Origin of the sequence: Deinococcus arcticus (assembly GCF_003028415.1) — a bacterium.
Taxonomy (GTDB): Bacteria; Deinococcota; Deinococci; order Deinococcales; family Deinococcaceae; genus Deinococcus; species Deinococcus arcticus.
This window is the reverse complement of record NZ_PYSV01000011.1, coordinates 69588-85752: the sequence shown is the minus strand read 5'-3', so window position 1 is coordinate 85752 and position 16165 is coordinate 69588. Positions and strand designations below refer to the sequence as shown.

The 16165-nt window shown below is 59.3% G+C and carries 8 protein-coding genes; all 8 read right to left on the bottom strand.

Going from position 1 to position 16165, the window contains the following annotated elements; translation table 11 throughout:
• Positions 1-172: 172 nt before the first annotated feature.
• Complete coding sequence (locus C8263_RS18945) at positions 173-721, bottom strand: helix-turn-helix domain-containing protein (RefSeq protein ID WP_146160669.1); 549 nt, start codon at positions 719-721, stop codon at positions 173-175.
• Between the two features lie 708 nt (positions 722-1429).
• Entirely contained in the window at positions 1430-2869 is a 1440-nt protein-coding gene (locus C8263_RS12120; protein ID WP_146160668.1) for a hypothetical protein, read from the bottom strand.
• 297 nt (positions 2870-3166) lie between these two features.
• On the bottom strand, positions 3167-6406 hold the full coding sequence (locus C8263_RS12115) for a DUF499 family protein (protein WP_107138393.1): 3240 nt from the start codon (positions 6404-6406) through the stop codon (positions 3167-3169).
• Positions 6403-9192, bottom strand: coding sequence for a DUF1156 domain-containing protein (locus C8263_RS12110; RefSeq protein WP_107138392.1), 2790 nt, complete (start codon positions 9190-9192; stop codon positions 6403-6405). Before C8263_RS12110 ends, C8263_RS12115 begins: the two co-directional genes overlap by 4 nt.
• A gap of 130 nt (positions 9193-9322) precedes the next feature.
• Positions 9323-9616, bottom strand: coding sequence for a hypothetical protein (locus tag C8263_RS12105; RefSeq protein ID WP_107138391.1), 294 nt, complete (start codon positions 9614-9616; stop codon positions 9323-9325).
• 296 nt (positions 9617-9912) lie between these two features.
• Positions 9913-11616: an ATP-binding protein gene (locus C8263_RS12100; protein ID WP_107138390.1), complete on the bottom strand. Its 1704-nt coding sequence runs from the start codon at positions 11614-11616 to the stop codon at positions 9913-9915.
• A gap of 22 nt (positions 11617-11638) precedes the next feature.
• Entirely contained in the window at positions 11639-12826 is a 1188-nt protein-coding gene (locus tag C8263_RS12095; RefSeq protein ID WP_107138389.1) for a phospholipase D-like domain-containing protein, read from the bottom strand.
• Positions 12823-16164 (bottom strand): helicase-related protein, encoded by a 3342-nt coding sequence (locus tag C8263_RS12090; RefSeq protein ID WP_107138388.1) that lies wholly within the window; start codon positions 16162-16164, stop codon positions 12823-12825. The genes C8263_RS12095 and C8263_RS12090 overlap by 4 nt, the downstream gene beginning before the upstream one ends.
• Position 16165: the final 1 nt, after the last annotated feature.

Sequence of the window (16165 nt, the reverse complement as noted above, 5' to 3'; positions counted from 1 at the left end):
GGCGGGGTAGAGATGGTGTTGGCGGGAGATGGTTGGGCGGTTGTTGGGCTTCGAGCGAGCCTGAGGACACCAGGCGGCGAGAGCCCCGTATGGGAAATGACCCTGAGCCGTGAGCGCCTGGACTTCATCGTGGACACCCTGGCGTGGGCCTTGCCCTTCTGGCGGTTCCCCATCACGCGGCCAGAGGTCTCTGGAGGAGATGCGTCACGTTCCGGTAAAGCGCGTAAGGGCAAAAAGGTGACTCCGGCAGAACCTTGATGCTGGGTTGCCAGAGTGCGACCGGCAACAGGTACAGCTGTTTGAGCGCCCCTTCCTCTATGACCACCAGAGCCAGAACGTCGGCATCCCGCTGGTAGGCCTTGTCGTAGCGGTACGCGGCGTGATTGGAACTGCGGCGTTCGTTCAGCCGGAAGCGGCAGCTGTTGCCCTTCAGGGTCGCCGAAGTCTTCACCTCCAGGCGTTGTCCTTCCACCAGAAGGTCGAAAGCATGTCCTTCGGCCATGATAGTGACTGCGAAGCCCTGGGCTTTCAGGGCTTGCTCAAGCAGACGCTCGCCTAAGCGGCCCAGAGTATTGCGTGGGTCATTGTTGCCAAGACCAAGCTTCTGCTTCAGTCGCTTGACGGTGCTGACACTCAGGCCAAACTGCCGAGCCAATGCTTGATTCTTCTGCCCGGCCGCATGGGCAGCCACGAAGGCGGGAAGGTCAACGGGAGTAGACATAATGAAACCTCCAGAAAAAGGAATCCGCCCACGGCATGCCGGGCGGTCAGGGGGCGGATAAACGGAGAGAAGAAGAGTCGAATCGAAAGAAATCAGTTCACAGAGGAAGAGAATGCCTGCAGGGTCAGGCCCAAGAAGGAAACAGGCACGAGAACACACCACATGGAGCCCCAGCGACGTGGTGAGGGCCTTCTGGGTTCATCAGCACCCCAGTTGCCCGGCCCTTTGCGACTCCACACCGAAACTGGCCAAGCCGCTTGCTTCAAGAGCAATCCTGCCGCGAAGCGGCACGGCGAAGCCGCTGTTCCAGTTGACGGGGAAGCCATTGGAGGCAGATAGGGTTCTTCAGGTCTGCCCCCGCTTTCTGTTGGTGCCTCTATGACGCTCGTCGGTGTGCCAGGGGGGCCCTACAACCCTGCGGGCGAGCCCTGTTGGGGGGATTCCTGACTTGGGGCAGGGGGATGACCTTCGTAGGGCGCCTTACAGCCATGTGGCAGCCTTTTTGGTGGGGAACGAATCATCGTTGTGGCATCAGGAAGCAGCCCTACGGCGCAGGCCTAACCGTTACAACCGCGACGGGAGGAGGACAAGCCTCTAACACTATTTTTCTCCTGGTTAAGCTTTCGGAAAAAGATGATGTCATGACCTCCCACCTCCCGCTTTTGTTGTTGAGAGCGCAAAAGGAGCGCGGGACCAGGCGGGACTGGGTTAGACCAGAGTCAGGCGATACCGGGTGTTCCGCCCGCTCTTCTCGATATTGACCCGGTAGGGGCCCAGGACCACACCCCGGAGGGTCCCCATATAGCGCCCCACATGGACATGGGTAAAGCCGTTCAGACCTGCGGGCTGAAGCCCTTCCTTCTGCCACAGGCCGCCAAGTTCTGTCGCGGTCACTGTGCGCGTTGAGAAGGCGGTATACCAGCTCTCCAAAGCATCATGCAGTTCATGGTCGTCGCCGCCAGCCTGCTCGGTCAGCTCCTCTCTGTTGGCGAAGACGGGACCATAGCCGAGAAACACGGTTATGCCGCCCAGGACTTCGCAGAAGCGTCGCATACCCCCTTCGAGAACCTGACCTGCCTTGCTGCCGGCAGCCTGCCAGCCCCTCACCAGAACCAGGAGGGCCCAGAGCAACTCCGCGCGGTGGTCACTGGCCCACTGGTGCAGGTTGGGATGACGGAAGGAGCGGTTCTGTGGATTCTCTACCCCGGCATCCAGACGCACCAATAAAAAACGACGCTCGAACTCTTTGGACATCACCGGATTGTTGGCAGTGAACATCCACTGTGTTCTGTTCGGCAGGGTCAGGGGCTCCTGCTGATACAGTGCCCGGCCGCTGAAGGTGGAACTGGTCGCCAGTCCGGCCAGAACGGCGGATTCCAGTTTCCGATTGACGTTGTCGAAGATGGCCAGTTCCTGCCCGACTTGAAGGACGCCGATGATGCGCTTGGTGAGCTCGTCGTCGTCCCGTGGAGGCTCTGGCATGACTCCTGGCACCTCACCGTCATAGAGAACGCCTGGAAGCTGTGCCAACGCCGTTTTGCCGCTGCCCGGCATGGAGGCCGAATTCAAGATGAGTGGAACAGGGCCGTTGACCATGAGGCGCACGCTTCGCAGCATCAGCAGCGCAATGGTATTTGCCTTGGAGGCCTCATTGCTGAAGGGGAAGTCGACCAGCAATTCCTCAATTTTCTGTTTGGCTTCCGACAGCTCACTGGGAGTGGGGTGAGCGGGCACATTGCGCAGGGTCAGGCCAGCCAGGTCCAGCCAGATGCCTAGGCTGGGATGATAGCCATTCTCCTGCACTAAGTTCCCCTTAGAGTCAAAAAACGGCACCCGACGAATGGCGTGAAGTTGTGGCAGCTTCCACTGCTCCACTTCCAGGCCTATCAGATGCGATGCCAGCGTTTTCGGCAGGCTCTCCAGTGGCCGGCCATTCTTTTCAAATCTCAGCAGCTGGGTGATTTCGCCAGACAACAGAACTGGGTCGTTGACCGGCTCTAGGCGGTGCCGGTTGGTCTCTGGGTCATGGATGCGCCTGACGAGACGGCGTCCCTGCCGAAAGAGACGTAGCTGTTCTGCGTTGGCCCGCCGGAGATGCTCCAGAACAGTTTGGGCTTGCACGGACAAGTCACCCTGAAGGTGAACCACAGGCCGGATGAAAGGAGGAAGAGGCCGAGGACTTATGTGTAGTGGCGCGGTGAGGGGGTGAGTGGTTTTCCAACTGGCGAACAAATTTGGCATCAGGGCCTCCTGAAAGGGCCACAACGAAACCACGAGACCCCATGGGGTCTCGCGGCTGTTGGGCAGGATTGAATTGCTCTCTTCTGAGCTACTTTCAGGATAAGTGGGCGTCAAGTGAAACGAAGGAAGAAAACAGGCTCAGTCTCACGCGGACAGTGGGCACGTAAGTCGCTCACCTCTTGACACGTCCGTACAATGCCACGCTTACTCCTGGTGCCAGTCCACGTTCAGCCCATGCTGGTCAATAAGTTCTTTGACGCTTAAATCGAGCATGGCTTGGTCGAGCCCGGCGGGGTTGCTCGCCGTCAACCGGACCTCCATCTGTACCTGCCCTTTGGCGTCCTTGAGAGCACTAAAGACATCAAGCAGTGCAGGCATCTGCGTCAGCGTCACATCAGGCAAGTTCAGGCGCACGTAGGTGACGCCACGTTTGGTTGGGGGCGGAGGTGGCGCGATAGGAGGTTTTGGACCAGGGTCAGGGCCGATGATGGGTGGGTCTGGGTTGACCGGCGTGGGCCGGGGAATCGTGCCTGGTCTTGCCAGACGGTAAGCCTCGCTGAAGAAGATGCTGCCCTCATCCACAGGATTTTTACGGTCCCAGATGTTCTTGGGGTCTGAACCGATGAACTGGCCTAGTTCGAACAGACCCTGCTGAATGCCGCGTACGATTGCTCCCTTAAGTGCCACTTCCGCCTCCAAGAAAGGCAGGTGGGGCAGGCGGGTGAAGTATTCGCGGAGCTTGTGCAGTTCTAGATAAGACTCGTCGGTGGGCCAGAGCCCCCATGGACCCTGGAGGAGCAGCGCAGGGTCAATGGCCGAGATGAGCATGTCTTCCTGACGCAGGACGTCCGTTACCGCCGCCTCCAGTGTGGGGCGGGTCTTGGCATGAGCTGTGATATCGAGCTCCCGCCAGACGGCCTCACCAGACTCGTTGGAAGTTGGGACGAACAGGGCCGTGTAGGCCGCCTTGGTCAGATTGGGCACCGTATCGGTCTGTTTGCCCAGGCGTTCTTTGAGGTCTGCTTTCTGCTCCGGGCTCAGCGTTAGAGCGCGGTCCTTTTCGATGTCCTGCAAGGCAAGTAAGGTGCGGGCGGCTTCGATGGCCCTGTTGAAGTCACCGCCTTTGCCAATGAGGTACACCAGCGTGTTTTTGTGGATGCGTGGCCCGCCCCCTGAGTTCTGCTGAAGGACGCTGAGCTTCCGGTCGCGGGCTTCTCGGTCTTCCACAGTGGCGTCGGGGCCGAGCAGAACGAGCTTGAACCCGGTGCCATCGGGTACATCCTTGTGACTCTCCGGCCAGACAAAGGGCTTGAACAGCGAGCCGCCTACAGCCTTCTGGGCTGCATCTCGCACGAACTCCATTGCTCGCTCGCGCTTGACCTGGGCGGTGCGGTCGGCCAACACGCTGTTCAGGTTGGCCTGGGCACGGAACACATAGTTGCCGTTGGCATGCAAGTAGTAGAGGCGATTTTTCAGCCGGTCCAGTGCATCAGTAATCAGCATCGGTGTGATGCCTTCGGGGTGCATCAGCGCGAGGTTCAGCCCTGGCTTGGTGATGCCCTTCCGGTCACTGCCGGAGTGCGAGGCCATGAACACAGCGCTGGCCACCGTCTGGCTCAACCGGAAGCGGGCATAATTGCCCCCCTGCTCCTTGTCGAGTTGGTAGGAGCGGCCTCCGGGGGCGCTCAGGTCACTCGCCAATGCCCCCCGCCATTCGGCATCCTGAAGGCTCTGCGTGACGGTACTCTGCATTTCGCCCTCTTCCAGACCAACGTCGCCCAGAGAGATAAGCGGGCGGGCCGCGCCAGACAGGTAACCGTGCTCGATGACGCGGGCCAGGAGACGCAGGACACCACGCGTCTTCTGGAAGCTCTGCATCGAGCCCCACTGTTCATACAGCAGGTCAATCAATTCGGGGTGGAAAGGGAAGGCCCGCATCATCTTCTTGCGGTACCCGGCGTTGCGGGCCTCCGGGGGCAGGTCGTCTTTATGGGCATCAAAGAGGCGGCTGTATTCCCCTGCCACCTGCTCCGCCGCTTTCTCGTCTATGGAGTCGAAGAGGCGGCGTCGGATGACCTCGTAGATTTCCTCACCCTGCACCGGCACGCGCACGGCCTGCACGCGTCCGAAGATTTTCTCCAGGCGCGAGAAGACTTCCGGCGCTTCCTGATGGTCGTAATACTCAATGTGGGACTCCGGGAAGGTGGTGACCAGCGCGACGCCCTCCACGCCCGCGACCGCTTCGGTCAGGCTTTGCAGGAAGGCGAAGGTCTGCGCCTGTAGCGTGGTGCCCTCCACGCGCTTACCAGCGGCCTTGACCTGGTAGACCAGCAACTCGTCCATCAGAATCAGGACGCTGTTCTTCTTGCCGCGTGCCACCTGAAACAGCTCAATCAGACGGTCCTTGCTGGGTGAGATGCCCGACTCGTCGGCGGCCCTGAGCAGCTCGTAGCCGTCCTTGCCGCCCAGCCCGTAGGCCATCTCGCCCCAGAGTGTGCGAAGCGTCAACCCGTCCACGCTGCGGCCATTAGGGTCGAGCTGGGTGCCCACCAGCACGGCCACGCGGGCGCGGGGTACTTCGGTCAGGTTGGCAGCTCCCAGAATTGCAGCGCGGTCGGCGTCTTCGATGTCAACGTGGTGCTTGGCAAGGTGGTACAGGGCAATCAGGGCGTGCGTCTTGCCGCCGCCGAAGGGCGTACGAAGTTGCACCACCGACTCCCCGCCCGTCCCAGCAAGGCGCTTGAGGGTGTCAGCCAGCACCGCCGTAAGTTCTTTGGTCAGGTAGGTCTTTTTGAAGAAGAGGTCGGCGCGGCGGTATTCCAGCGGCGCACTTCCGTCGTCGCGGACTACATCGTCGAGCTTGGCCGCGAAGGTGTTCTCGTCGAACTGGCCCTTCCGAATGTCAGCGTGGGGCTGGGCGTGTTTCCACCACGGCTGGAGCGCCGGGTCATGGGCTGCTGCCGAAACGGTGGTCGCCTTGCCGCCCGTCAGCAGGCCGTCACGCAAGGCCTTTACCTCTGCCGCCTTGTCGGTCTCGTCCATCAGCACCAGCAGGCGGGCCATGTTGTCCAGTGCCCGGTAGGCGTCGTCGTCCGAAACGGGTTTCTGGTGGCTGTATTCGTGTCGCACGTCGGCGATTTCCTGCGCCCAGGTCACCGCCTTGCTGTGCTGGTTGCCGAACAGCGGCTTGAATATGTCTTTCTGCCGCAGAATCACGTCGCTGAAGTGGGTCACGTCAATCAGGTCTTCGGGGGCCTTAACGTTTCCGGCCTCGATGGTGTTCCTGACGTTGTTCTGCTTTTGGAACGACAGCGATTCCATGAATTTCTCGAACCAGGGCTTGCCCTCACCGTATTCGGCTTTGAGCTTGCTGCTGACATATCCACGCACTGCCCCGGCGTAGCTGAAGACTGCCTTGCCGAACGCTTCTTGCACGTTGCTCATGCTTTCACTCCAAACAGGCCATCCATCGCGTCACCGCTGGGCTTGGGCAGGTTGTCGCGGATGGTCAGCAGTTCGTGCAGCGCCCGCCCGTCATCTATGCCCTCCTGCACTTCGGCCAGGGCCTGCATGGTCTGCCAGAAGGCTTCTTCATTCAGATGGCCCACAGCCCCCAGGTAATCTGACACCGCCTGTCGGCTCCCGCCGCCCAGTAGGACCACGGCTCGGTACATGGCGTCCACCATTGGGACCTTCTCGCCGTGTTTGCTCAGGCCGAGGTTCTTGTCCTTGCTGCGAGCTTTAATCCCCTGCACGGTCGCCTTTTCGCCCTTCATAGTTACGAGTCCGGCAATTTCGCCCAGTTCGATGCCCACAGACTGCGCCAACTTGCGGGCCTCATCGGACGGCAGTTCTGGGCCGTAGCCCCAGAGGGACAGAAGCGCGAACTGGGTCGGTGCGTCAACTGCGCCTAGACTTCTGGCCCCCAGCACCTGTTCCAGCGCGAACTCCATGACAATTTTCCGTACCTCGTCGAGAAACTCACCCACAGTCACGACTTCGCCACTCATACGGCGCACTTCGTCATGCTTGCTGTACGCTTCCAAACCCGGCCCAATGGCAGACATGAAGAAATCGGCCCCACGAATGCCAGATTCCCAGAATTCAGCTAGTTGAGGTTGAATGGCAGCAATCATGTCTCGGCGAACGTCGTTGAAGTAGCCTACACCACCGGCGGTGCGTTTAGTGCAATTGAGGAAGGTGGAGGATGCAAGAGCAGCGGACCCTTGGGCACGCATCCGATTAGCCGCTTCAGTGCGTAAAGGCCATGAAGACTCGACCTGAAAACCGGATTTAATTAGCGAGCTAATTAGCGTATCCCAGGCATCTGTGGACTTATGTGCAAATACGATAGTTGCTTCACCTCCCGGCTTCAACACGCGATGCATTTCTTTAAACGATGCTGCCATTGTAGACTCAAAGTATGTCTTTGCTTCTGCTCTGCTGCCATTGTGGCGAATTATGTTTTGAGTAGCCTCCTGGGACTTAGGAGTTGTTGGTGTTCTGAAGTGAGCTGGATATATATGCCCCAGGCTCCTTTTTAACCAAACATAGAAGTAGTCTGATAAATCCGCGTATGGAACGGCATCATAATATGGTGGGTCTGTAATAATAGCATCAAGACTTTCGTCGTCTATGGGAAGTTTTGTCGCCGTGCCTCTTATTACATGCGCGGAAGAACTTGAAGATTTTGCAGTGGTCTGCAGGAATTCGACAGAGAAATCAACTGCCCCGACCCAATCGCCTGCTCCTTTTGTCAATGGACACATTTCTGGGTAATCCCAAACCATAGGTAAGGCTTGACGAGAAAAAGCATTCCCAACCTTTTGCTGGTTCTCCTGCGGCTGCCATCGAGTCAAGCTGCTTATGTAATTTGAAAGCCTACTTACGAGGATTCCAAGATATGTCCTGACTGCATCAGAGTACTCTTGGTTCTCTGAGTCACCAGGAAGTTCCCGCGTCAGCCTCGCGAATGTAGCCATTGCAAGCATCTGGCGGGAGTTATATAAGCTGCCCCAAGTATTAAGACCGTAGAGGGGAGCGTTAAAGACTCCCGACCATTCAATAATAGGTTCATCTGGAATAAGGCTTGGGCTTTGACCTTTCGTATCTGCCGCAAGCCTAGCCAGCTTCTCCTCTGCTCTAAGAAACGCTTCCTGGTCAGTAGGCCTGACAGCCCTATAGAATTTTCCCTGAGTACCTGGTTGAATCAGCACTACGCCAATCATTTGCTCGTTGAACTTTGACTTTTTGCCCGCTGCGCGGAGGTACTTTCCATCGGCAATACTTCCACAGACGAGACAGTTGGCGTTGTCACGCTGCATCGTCCCCTCATCCGGCCATGTTTCGCCCTTTCCGACTTCAACAACAGCGAAATCAACGCGCCTTGCTTCATGGTCGACCATAGGCTTCAGGGCCAGGCTTTTTCCAGTCTTCTTTGCTAACCACCACTGCCGCACCATCGGCACTTCTGCTCGACAGGCGGGGTTGGTACACGTCACTGTCCTTGCCCACAAGTACGCCACTGGCAGCTTTCCATCCTCATCGGGAGGGTAGAACTCCTGCAACTCGGCGCGGGCCTTCTCCATCACCCATTCGCCCCAGTACCGCACGTCGGTGGCCAGTGGGTCCTTTTTGTAGGCCTGTTCCCACACGCCCTCGCTGCTGCTGAAGTCAAACCCAATTTGGCGGGTGGCCTTGCCCTTATTCTTCGTGCTCACCTTGTTCGTGGCCATTGCAGCAGCCTGCCGGTCCTTCTCGCGGATGTATTCGGGCACAGGGCGACTGTTCGGCTGGCCGTACTTCTGCGGAAACTCCAGGGTAGCCTTCTGGATGATGTGCGCGACGGGGTTCAGGTCCAGCGAATAGACCTCGCAGCCCAGACGCAGGGCTTCCAGCGGAATGGCTCCACCACCGCCAAACGGGTCGAGGACCTTGGGGGGAACGCCGCCGTTAGCCTCCAACACTTTGCGACGTGCTTCCAGAATGGCCTCGTTGTTACCCTCTTTGACGGCCTCCCAGGGGACGATTTTCTTGACCAGCTCGTAGTTCTCGTCGGTGTCGGGCACCAGCGTGGCAAACACGGCAGCGCGGCTGGCCGCCAGCGGGCGACGCGCCCACCAGATGTGCAAGGTGGAGATGTGACCGTGCCTGATGCTCTTCTCGCGGGCGGATTCAGTGCTGACCTCGGCCAGCGGGAGGCGGTGTTCAATAAGACGCTTGTATGCCATGAGTTCGTTCAGAATAGCGGTGTGGAGCGCACAATTCTGCTCAGTGGCAGCCGAGGCCATCGGGGGTGTTTGGGTGACTAAAAATGGAAATCACGCACATCGTTTGAGGAGGGCGACGCCACTGACTCTGTTATTTTTTGTTGGCGATGATGTTTAGCAGCCGGATGATTTCGGCATTCTGTTTGGTCTGAATGTACATGAGCTGCGCCGTGGCTTCGTTGGAGACCTGAGAGACCTGCGGTGCGCTGTCCGCCATGATGACCTGAGTACGGAAGTCACGGATAATGGCACTTGCTTCAGCCACATAATCCGTCTTGGACTTCCTCTCCGCCGAGGTCAAGGAGTCGTAGCTGAGTGCCTGTCCAAGGGCGATGCCGCCGATGAGGAAGCCTAAGGCTGCCGCTACGTTTTTCAGGTTCTTCATGCCCAGCCAAATTATTTGTAACGCAGTTACCATCTCCTTACGAAGGGATAGAAACTCATTGATTAAAGCCGTGATACTGGTCGCCAGTCGGTGGCAGAAACAAGAAATTTCGTTGACGAAAGTCTGTAAATTCTCGCCTTTGAAGAGCCCTCCGGCAGCCTAGCCTGACCCGAATTCCAACCGGAATTGCTGCACTTCCGGTTGCCGGCTGTGCCCGGCCAACACGCTAAAATCCTAGCCGGTAGATTGGCCCGCAGGCAGACACACAGGGGTGGGGACCCGAATTGAACCCGAATTCAACCCGAATTCGTTTCGGGAAGGACATAGTGGGCAGCTTGACCACGGCCGACCAGCACAATCTTCTGCTCGTTGCGGAGGCGCTGAAGTAGGTACTCGGCCTTGCCCTTCTCCATTCGGTTGTCTTGAATCACTTCTCGGCGTGTAACGCGACCCCGCTCCCGGATGCGGTTAATGACCCACTGCTCGTCGGCATCGGTTTCTGCCTGCTTGCGGCGTTCATACTCATCCAACTGGTTCAGTTCCTGGTATACCGCGCCGCTCAGATGATACGTGGCATTCCGTCCTGAACGGCGACGCTCCACCAGCCCCCAATCGAGCAACTCTTCCAGAATGTTCCGTGTCTGAACTTCCTCGACGTTTGCCAGAGGAGCGGCTTCCTGAGCAGAGAGTTCCCTGGCCTTGGAGAGGTGATGCATCACCATCAGATGCCGCCAGTCCATGGTCTGGTGTTCGTTCTGGGCGCGGATGACCATCTCAACGAATCGGACATCGGCCTCGCCCCCAGGAATAGCTACGCTGACACTGCCGCCGTCTGTCTGATAATGCGGGGCAGGTCGTCCTGAGCTCAGCACATCTCCAAAAATCCTGGGCACACCACGCCCAGTGCGCTCCACGAGGCCCAAACGTTTGAAAATATCAGCAAGGAGTGGATTGCGCGGGTTGGGCTGAACGTACAGCAGGTTCTGAACGGTGATGCCATCCATAAAAGCGCCTGGGCTAGAGATAGTCAGCTTGTCCCCCTTGAACTGGAAGTACACGGCATTCAGCAGGGTGTAATCTCGGTGGACCAGAGCGTTGGCGAAGGCTTCCCGCACAGCACGCTCTGGATACTGTGGGACTGCGATACGCTCCAGTCCTAGGCGCAGTTCCTTCTGGGGATTGCGGTTGAGGAAGAAGTTCTCGTAAAGCTCCCAGATACGCAGAAGCGGTTCACGGTAGAAGTCGTTGGCCGTTACGTCCTGGTCAGCTGTCAGTTGCTGGAACCCAACTTCATGCCCGGGGATATAGGCCCGGATGGCAGTGATGTTCCCAGCGACCAGAAGACCCGCCACAGTGGGATAAATCTTCTGTCCTTCCCGGTAAACCAGGCTCAGAGCATCCGCCAGGGCCAGATTGTCGAGTTCCAGCAGGGTCTTATCAGCCTGTGGCTGCCGGCGCACGAATCCGCGGATGCGGTCAAGTTCGGCCAGAGACAGGGCCTCAAATCCCAGGTCACGCACAGGTTGTTGAGTGTGGTCGTACTGGCGCCTTACCGCCAGCAAGGCCGGAATTTCGTGAGGGTAAATGATGGCGCACTCCGGGTCGCCCCAGGCACCGAAACGACGTTTCAAAATGCGGCCTTGGCTGGTAGAGACGAGCGCGGAAGCCTGGCCAACGTGAATGACGGCCACAGGTCCGTTGTGGGTGTTCACAATTTCTGCTCGAATTTCCGGTCTGCTTGCGCCGTGCAGAACGTTTCTCAAAAATCCGCTGAGGCCATTTGCCGGGCGTCCCTGATGACTAGGGTGAAGGCCGGTAATGGTGCCATCGTCCTCCACCCCAAGCACGAGAAGCCCACCTTCGGCGTTGGCCAGACACACCACGGCCTCCTGCAAGTCCACATCTGACAGGCCGCTTTTCTGGGACGGGGAATCGCTTTTGAACTCGACATGCAGTGTCTCGCCACCTGCAATAAGGTCCCGGAGTTCAGCTTCGGTCATTGGGACTCAGGATAACCGGCGCTCAGAGGAGCCGCTGTCGGGCACGGACCTGCTGCATCGCCTGCAAGAGGCCATCGTCAGGGTCATCCTGATTCACCAGTGGAATGAAGAACTGCGCACTAATGCGGAAAGGGTCGCGGGCCAGATAGTCGTCGAACGCCTCCAGCGCAGGAAGCGTGGCCTGCTCTGGCGTTTGCGCGACATGTTGCCGCTTCTCCGTCAGAAACTGCCGGAACGCCTCCCTGAACCTGTGGGCGAAGTTCTCCCTAAGGTGTGCCTGCTCGGCTTTGAGCTGCTTTTCGAAGCGGAGGCGCGCTTGCTGTTCCACCTCGCCGAGGAACTCTTTGACAAGTTCCATGTCCTCTGCACGGAGGACAAACAGGCCGCGAATGCCGGGAACGGCCTCCAGCAGGTTGTTCAGTCGGCGGCGTTCGAGACGTACAAAGTTCTGGAACTGCTGCGCCAGCTGAGAGATATCCGGGTCGATGTACTCCACACTGGGGTACTTGACGCGGTTGGCCTGGGCCTGAGAGCTGGCGTGACCCAGAGATTCTGGGGTCATCGTGTATTGCCCAGTCAGCAGCCGGAAGGAGAGGCGCACCGCGAGCACGCCCGAAGCGGAATGATTAACCAGCAGGTCGTTCAGGCGCTCACGTTCCTTGGCCAGTTCGTCAATCTCGCGCTGGATGGTCGTGAAGTCGAGAGGCAAACTGTCACGCCACAAGGATTCCAGTTTTGTCAGCGCCTGGGAGGTCAAGGGATGGGGACCGCTCATGGCCTCCACCTGACCGCCGCGTGGGGTACCGTGCTCGCCCCGGTTACTGAGATTGGCGCTGCCGAGCCACAGAACCCCCTGGCCAGCCTCCTCGCGGGCGTACACCTTGGCGTGCAGGGCAGGCAGCCGCTGCACCTCTACACCCCACTCTTTGAAGGCCTTGACGGCCCTCAGGTCTGACATGCCTGTGAGGAAATCGGAGGCATGTCCCCGGATGAGCAGACGGTCGCCCTTCTGTACGCTGCCGAGCAGGTCGGCGTGCCGAGTGGTGAGCCAGGGGGTGACCAGCCAGCGCCGACCTGGACCGTCCAGGTCATTCAGGGTGGCCCGCCAGCCCTCGATTAGGTGAATCAGGTCTGGGACCGAAGAGAACGCGTTGGGCTTTTCTCCTGCGGGAACAAGCACGCTGTCGAACAAGCTTTGCTGGTCGTTCATGCGTGCTCCTCGGTCTGCTCTCCGGCCCGCTGCCATTCGTCGGTGGAAATCACGTAGTGCAACACCGTGACCTCCTGTCCTGGCGTGAGTTTGGCGGCCGGGTTCTGGACAATGGTCAGCTGTGGGTGTGTGCTGAGCGCCTGGGTCACGACATACAGGAAATAGGCGTCTCCTAAGCGGCCCGCAGTAATCCATTCGTTCGGGGTGAGGACGACCGGTCCAACGCCCGCCCGGCCCTTGACCTCGATAAACCGCACCTCTTGTGACTTGCCATCGGCATTGGCCTGTGGTCCGGCACTGCGGATGTCATAGCCCACGTTCTCTGCGCTCACGTCGGCGGGGACACGGCCCTGCTGCCGTTCATACTCTTCAGTCACGCGCATGCCGGCAAGTTCCACCGCTTTCCGGACGTCAGGGTCGTCCTCTTTGGGAAGCCCCTGCTCGACTGGTTTGAGGGGCCGCAGGAGGGCCAGGGCGAGCAGTTGCGCGGGTTCAGGAATAAGCTGGCTTTCCTGCTCCAGTTCGGCTTCGAAGCTCCTCTGACGCTCCTGGAGAACACGCAGACGGCGTTCCTCCTGGCCGATAGGCAGTTTCATGTCCTCGCCCTGCGCGCCTTTGAGCTTGTGCTGGGTGAGTTTTCGGGTGGACTCCCTGATGAGGTGGTCCAGACTGCGGCTGCCGTAACGCCTCCGGATGTCAACCTCCCGGAGCCGCTCGCCGCGCACTTCTTCCTCATAGGTTTCGAGCTGAGTGTCCAGCAGCCATCCTTCGAGCCGGTCCTGAAGAGCCTCGCTGTCAGGCGCATGTTCGGGCGTTGAGGGCAACGCGTCCACGAGCAGCCTTGGAGAAACCAGTGTTGGCAATGCGTCAGCGTCAGGCTGGTGCTGAACCGCAAAGAGCCGCTGCGAAGCAGTCGTTCCCCGGCCATCTACCACCGCCAACTCGTAGAAACCCATCACAGCGTCTTTCGACAGGCCATCGAGCTCAAATGTTGCCCCCTGCCGCATGACGGGCTGGGCCAAGGCCAGTGTCTCCTGGAGGACCAGGTCGAATAGGGGGTGCCCTGGTGCGAGGAAGTCCGCGTCGTAGGCCGCCCGCTTGTCGAAGGTCGTCTTGGCGTACTCGCTCTTGACGTTGTGGCCCTTGGAGCGCAACTCATAGGGCACCCGCATGCGGTACAGGTTGTCCTGCCGCGCTGTGACCTCGCCACCCAGTTTGGTCAGCGCCTGAATGAAGAAGCGGGAGGTGTACTCCGGTTGGATGCGGGTCAGCTCACTGTGCTCCCGGTCGGCGCGGAGGCGGGAGAGGTCCACGTCCCGCTTGGCCAGTGCCTCTAGCGTGACTTCCTTCAGGTAGTTGACACGGTCAGGCGACAGACGAGCCTCCACCATCGCCTGGATTTCGGCCAGACTCTTGCGGCCCAGCATCATCTCCTGCATCAACTTTTCAAGGTCCACGTCCCCCAGCAACTCTCCGACCACGTCATACACGCGGTCACTGCCGAGTTGCTCGCGCATCACTTCCAGCTTCTGCAAGACGAGGGCCAGCACGTCACCTTCACGGGTCCCTTCGGCGACCAAGTTGTGAATATGAACCTCAAGCTTTTGCCCGTAGCGGTGAATGCGGCCCATGCGCTGTTCCAGACGGGTGGGATTCCAGGGGAGGTCGTAGTTGACCATGACCGAGCAGAACTGAAGATTGATGCCTTCGCCTGCGGCTTCGGTGGCCACCATGACCTGGGCTGAATCCCGGAATTCCCGCTCCCGACTCACACGCTCTTCCAGGCCCATGCTGCCGTCAATATGGGTCACCGCGTAGCCCTGCTTATTCAGCACACCGACCAGGAAGGTCAGCGTGTCCTTGTGCTCGGTAAACACCAAAAGCTTCTCGCTGCCCAGGCTGGTCAGCACCCGTAGAAGTTCCTGCAACTTGCGGTCCTGCTCCAGCTTCGCCAGAAGGCGGGCTTCGCGGCTCAGCGACTCCAACTCCCGGATTTCAGCCTCCAGCTGAGGCAGATTGCGGGCCAGGGTAAGGCGCTCGGCAAGGCGGTCTTCCAGCTCCCAGCGCTCCTCTTCAGGCAGGTCTTCGAGCTCGTCCTCGGTGTAACCCAGATACGGGTCATCCGCTAGGTTGTTGACGTCATCCTTCAGGGCTTCGAGCCGTTTCAGCCGGTTTTCCAGCGAGCGGCTGATGGCATACGAACTGCTGGCCAGTCGCCGTTGTAGCACCGTCATGGCCAGGCCCACGTTGCGCTTGCGGTCATCCCAGGCTTTGCGGAAGTGCTTGGTGACGTAGTCCGTCACATGCTCGTAGAGAGCACGTTCACTGGGGGAAAGCTTGAACTGAGGGGTATGAACATAGCGCGGAGGAAAGAGGGGCTTGCCGTCGAAGTCCGTCATGTCTTCTTTCAGGCGGCGCAGCATGATGGGGTTTTCCCCCCGCGCTGCGGCCTCTTCCAGAAGACGTGTGGTGGCAAAAAGGTCAGGCTCCAAGAGGTCGAGGAGCAACCGAAACTTCTCGTTGTCGCCCTGGTGAGGTGTGGCCGTCAACAGGAGCATGTGGGCGCTCGTTTGCGAGAGCACTTCGCCTAGCTTGTAACGCTGCGAGCGCTTGATTTCCGAACCGTACTTAGTCGCGGACAGGCGGTGGGCTTCATCCACGATGACCATGTCCCAGTGGACACGGCGCAGATGTTCGAGATTGGCCTCGCGTTTGGCGAAGTCCACGCTGGTAACCACCAGGTCTTCGCTTTCCCAGGGATTCTCGCCGTAGGCCAGCCCAGCCACATCCCGGTTAATGACCTTAAAAGTCTCGCCAAACTTGTCGCGCATTTCGCGTCGCCACTGGTCCGTGAGGTTCGCCGGGGTGACAATCAGCACCCGGCCCAGCAGTTTGCGATACCCCAACTCCTTGAGGAGCAGGCCGCCCATGACCGTCTTGCCGGCGCCTGGGTCATCAGCCAGCAGGAAGCGAATCCGGGGCCGTTTGAGCAGAACGCCGTACACCGCTTCCAGCTGGTGGGGAAGCGGGTCAATCCGGCTCGCCGACACGGCGAAGAAGGGGTCGAAGGTGTAGCCTAGCTGAATGCGCCGGGCCTCAACGCCCAGAGCGAACAGCTCCGGGTCACCCTGGAAATCCGTTTTCAATTCGGCCACCAACGCCATCAAGCTGTCCATTGAGGCAGCGTCGAGCATGCGCTGGTGGATACGTTGGGTGGTCAGGCCTGCGGCGATGACCTTCTGGCGCATTCCAGCTTTCTCGACTCGGATGACCCGCACAGGCTCAGGAAAAATAGGGGAACGAAGTGGACGGTCCAGCAGACGGTCATACGTTGTCATG

Excerpts from the sequence above, each read along its gene's own strand:
- C8263_RS18945 (WP_146160669.1), bottom strand. The coding sequence starts at position 721 with ATGTCTACTCCCGTTGACCTTCCCGCCTTCGTGGCTGCCCATGCGGCC.
- C8263_RS12115 (WP_107138393.1), bottom strand. The coding sequence starts at position 6,406 with ATGAGCAACGTGCAAGAAGCGTTCGGCAAGGCAGTCTTCAGCTACGCC.
- C8263_RS12110 (WP_107138392.1), bottom strand. The coding sequence starts at position 9,192 with ATGGCATACAAGCGTCTTATTGAACACCGCCTCCCGCTGGCCGAGGTC.
- C8263_RS12100 (WP_107138390.1), bottom strand. The coding sequence starts at position 11,616 with ATGACCGAAGCTGAACTCCGGGACCTTATTGCAGGTGGCGAGACACTG.
- C8263_RS12105 (WP_107138391.1), bottom strand. The coding sequence starts at position 9,616 with ATGAAGAACCTGAAAAACGTAGCGGCAGCCTTAGGCTTCCTCATCGGC.
- C8263_RS12090 (WP_107138388.1), bottom strand. The coding sequence starts at position 16,164 with ATGACAACGTATGACCGTCTGCTGGACCGTCCACTTCGTTCCCCTATT.
- C8263_RS12095 (WP_107138389.1), bottom strand. The coding sequence starts at position 12,826 with ATGAACGACCAGCAAAGCTTGTTCGACAGCGTGCTTGTTCCCGCAGGA.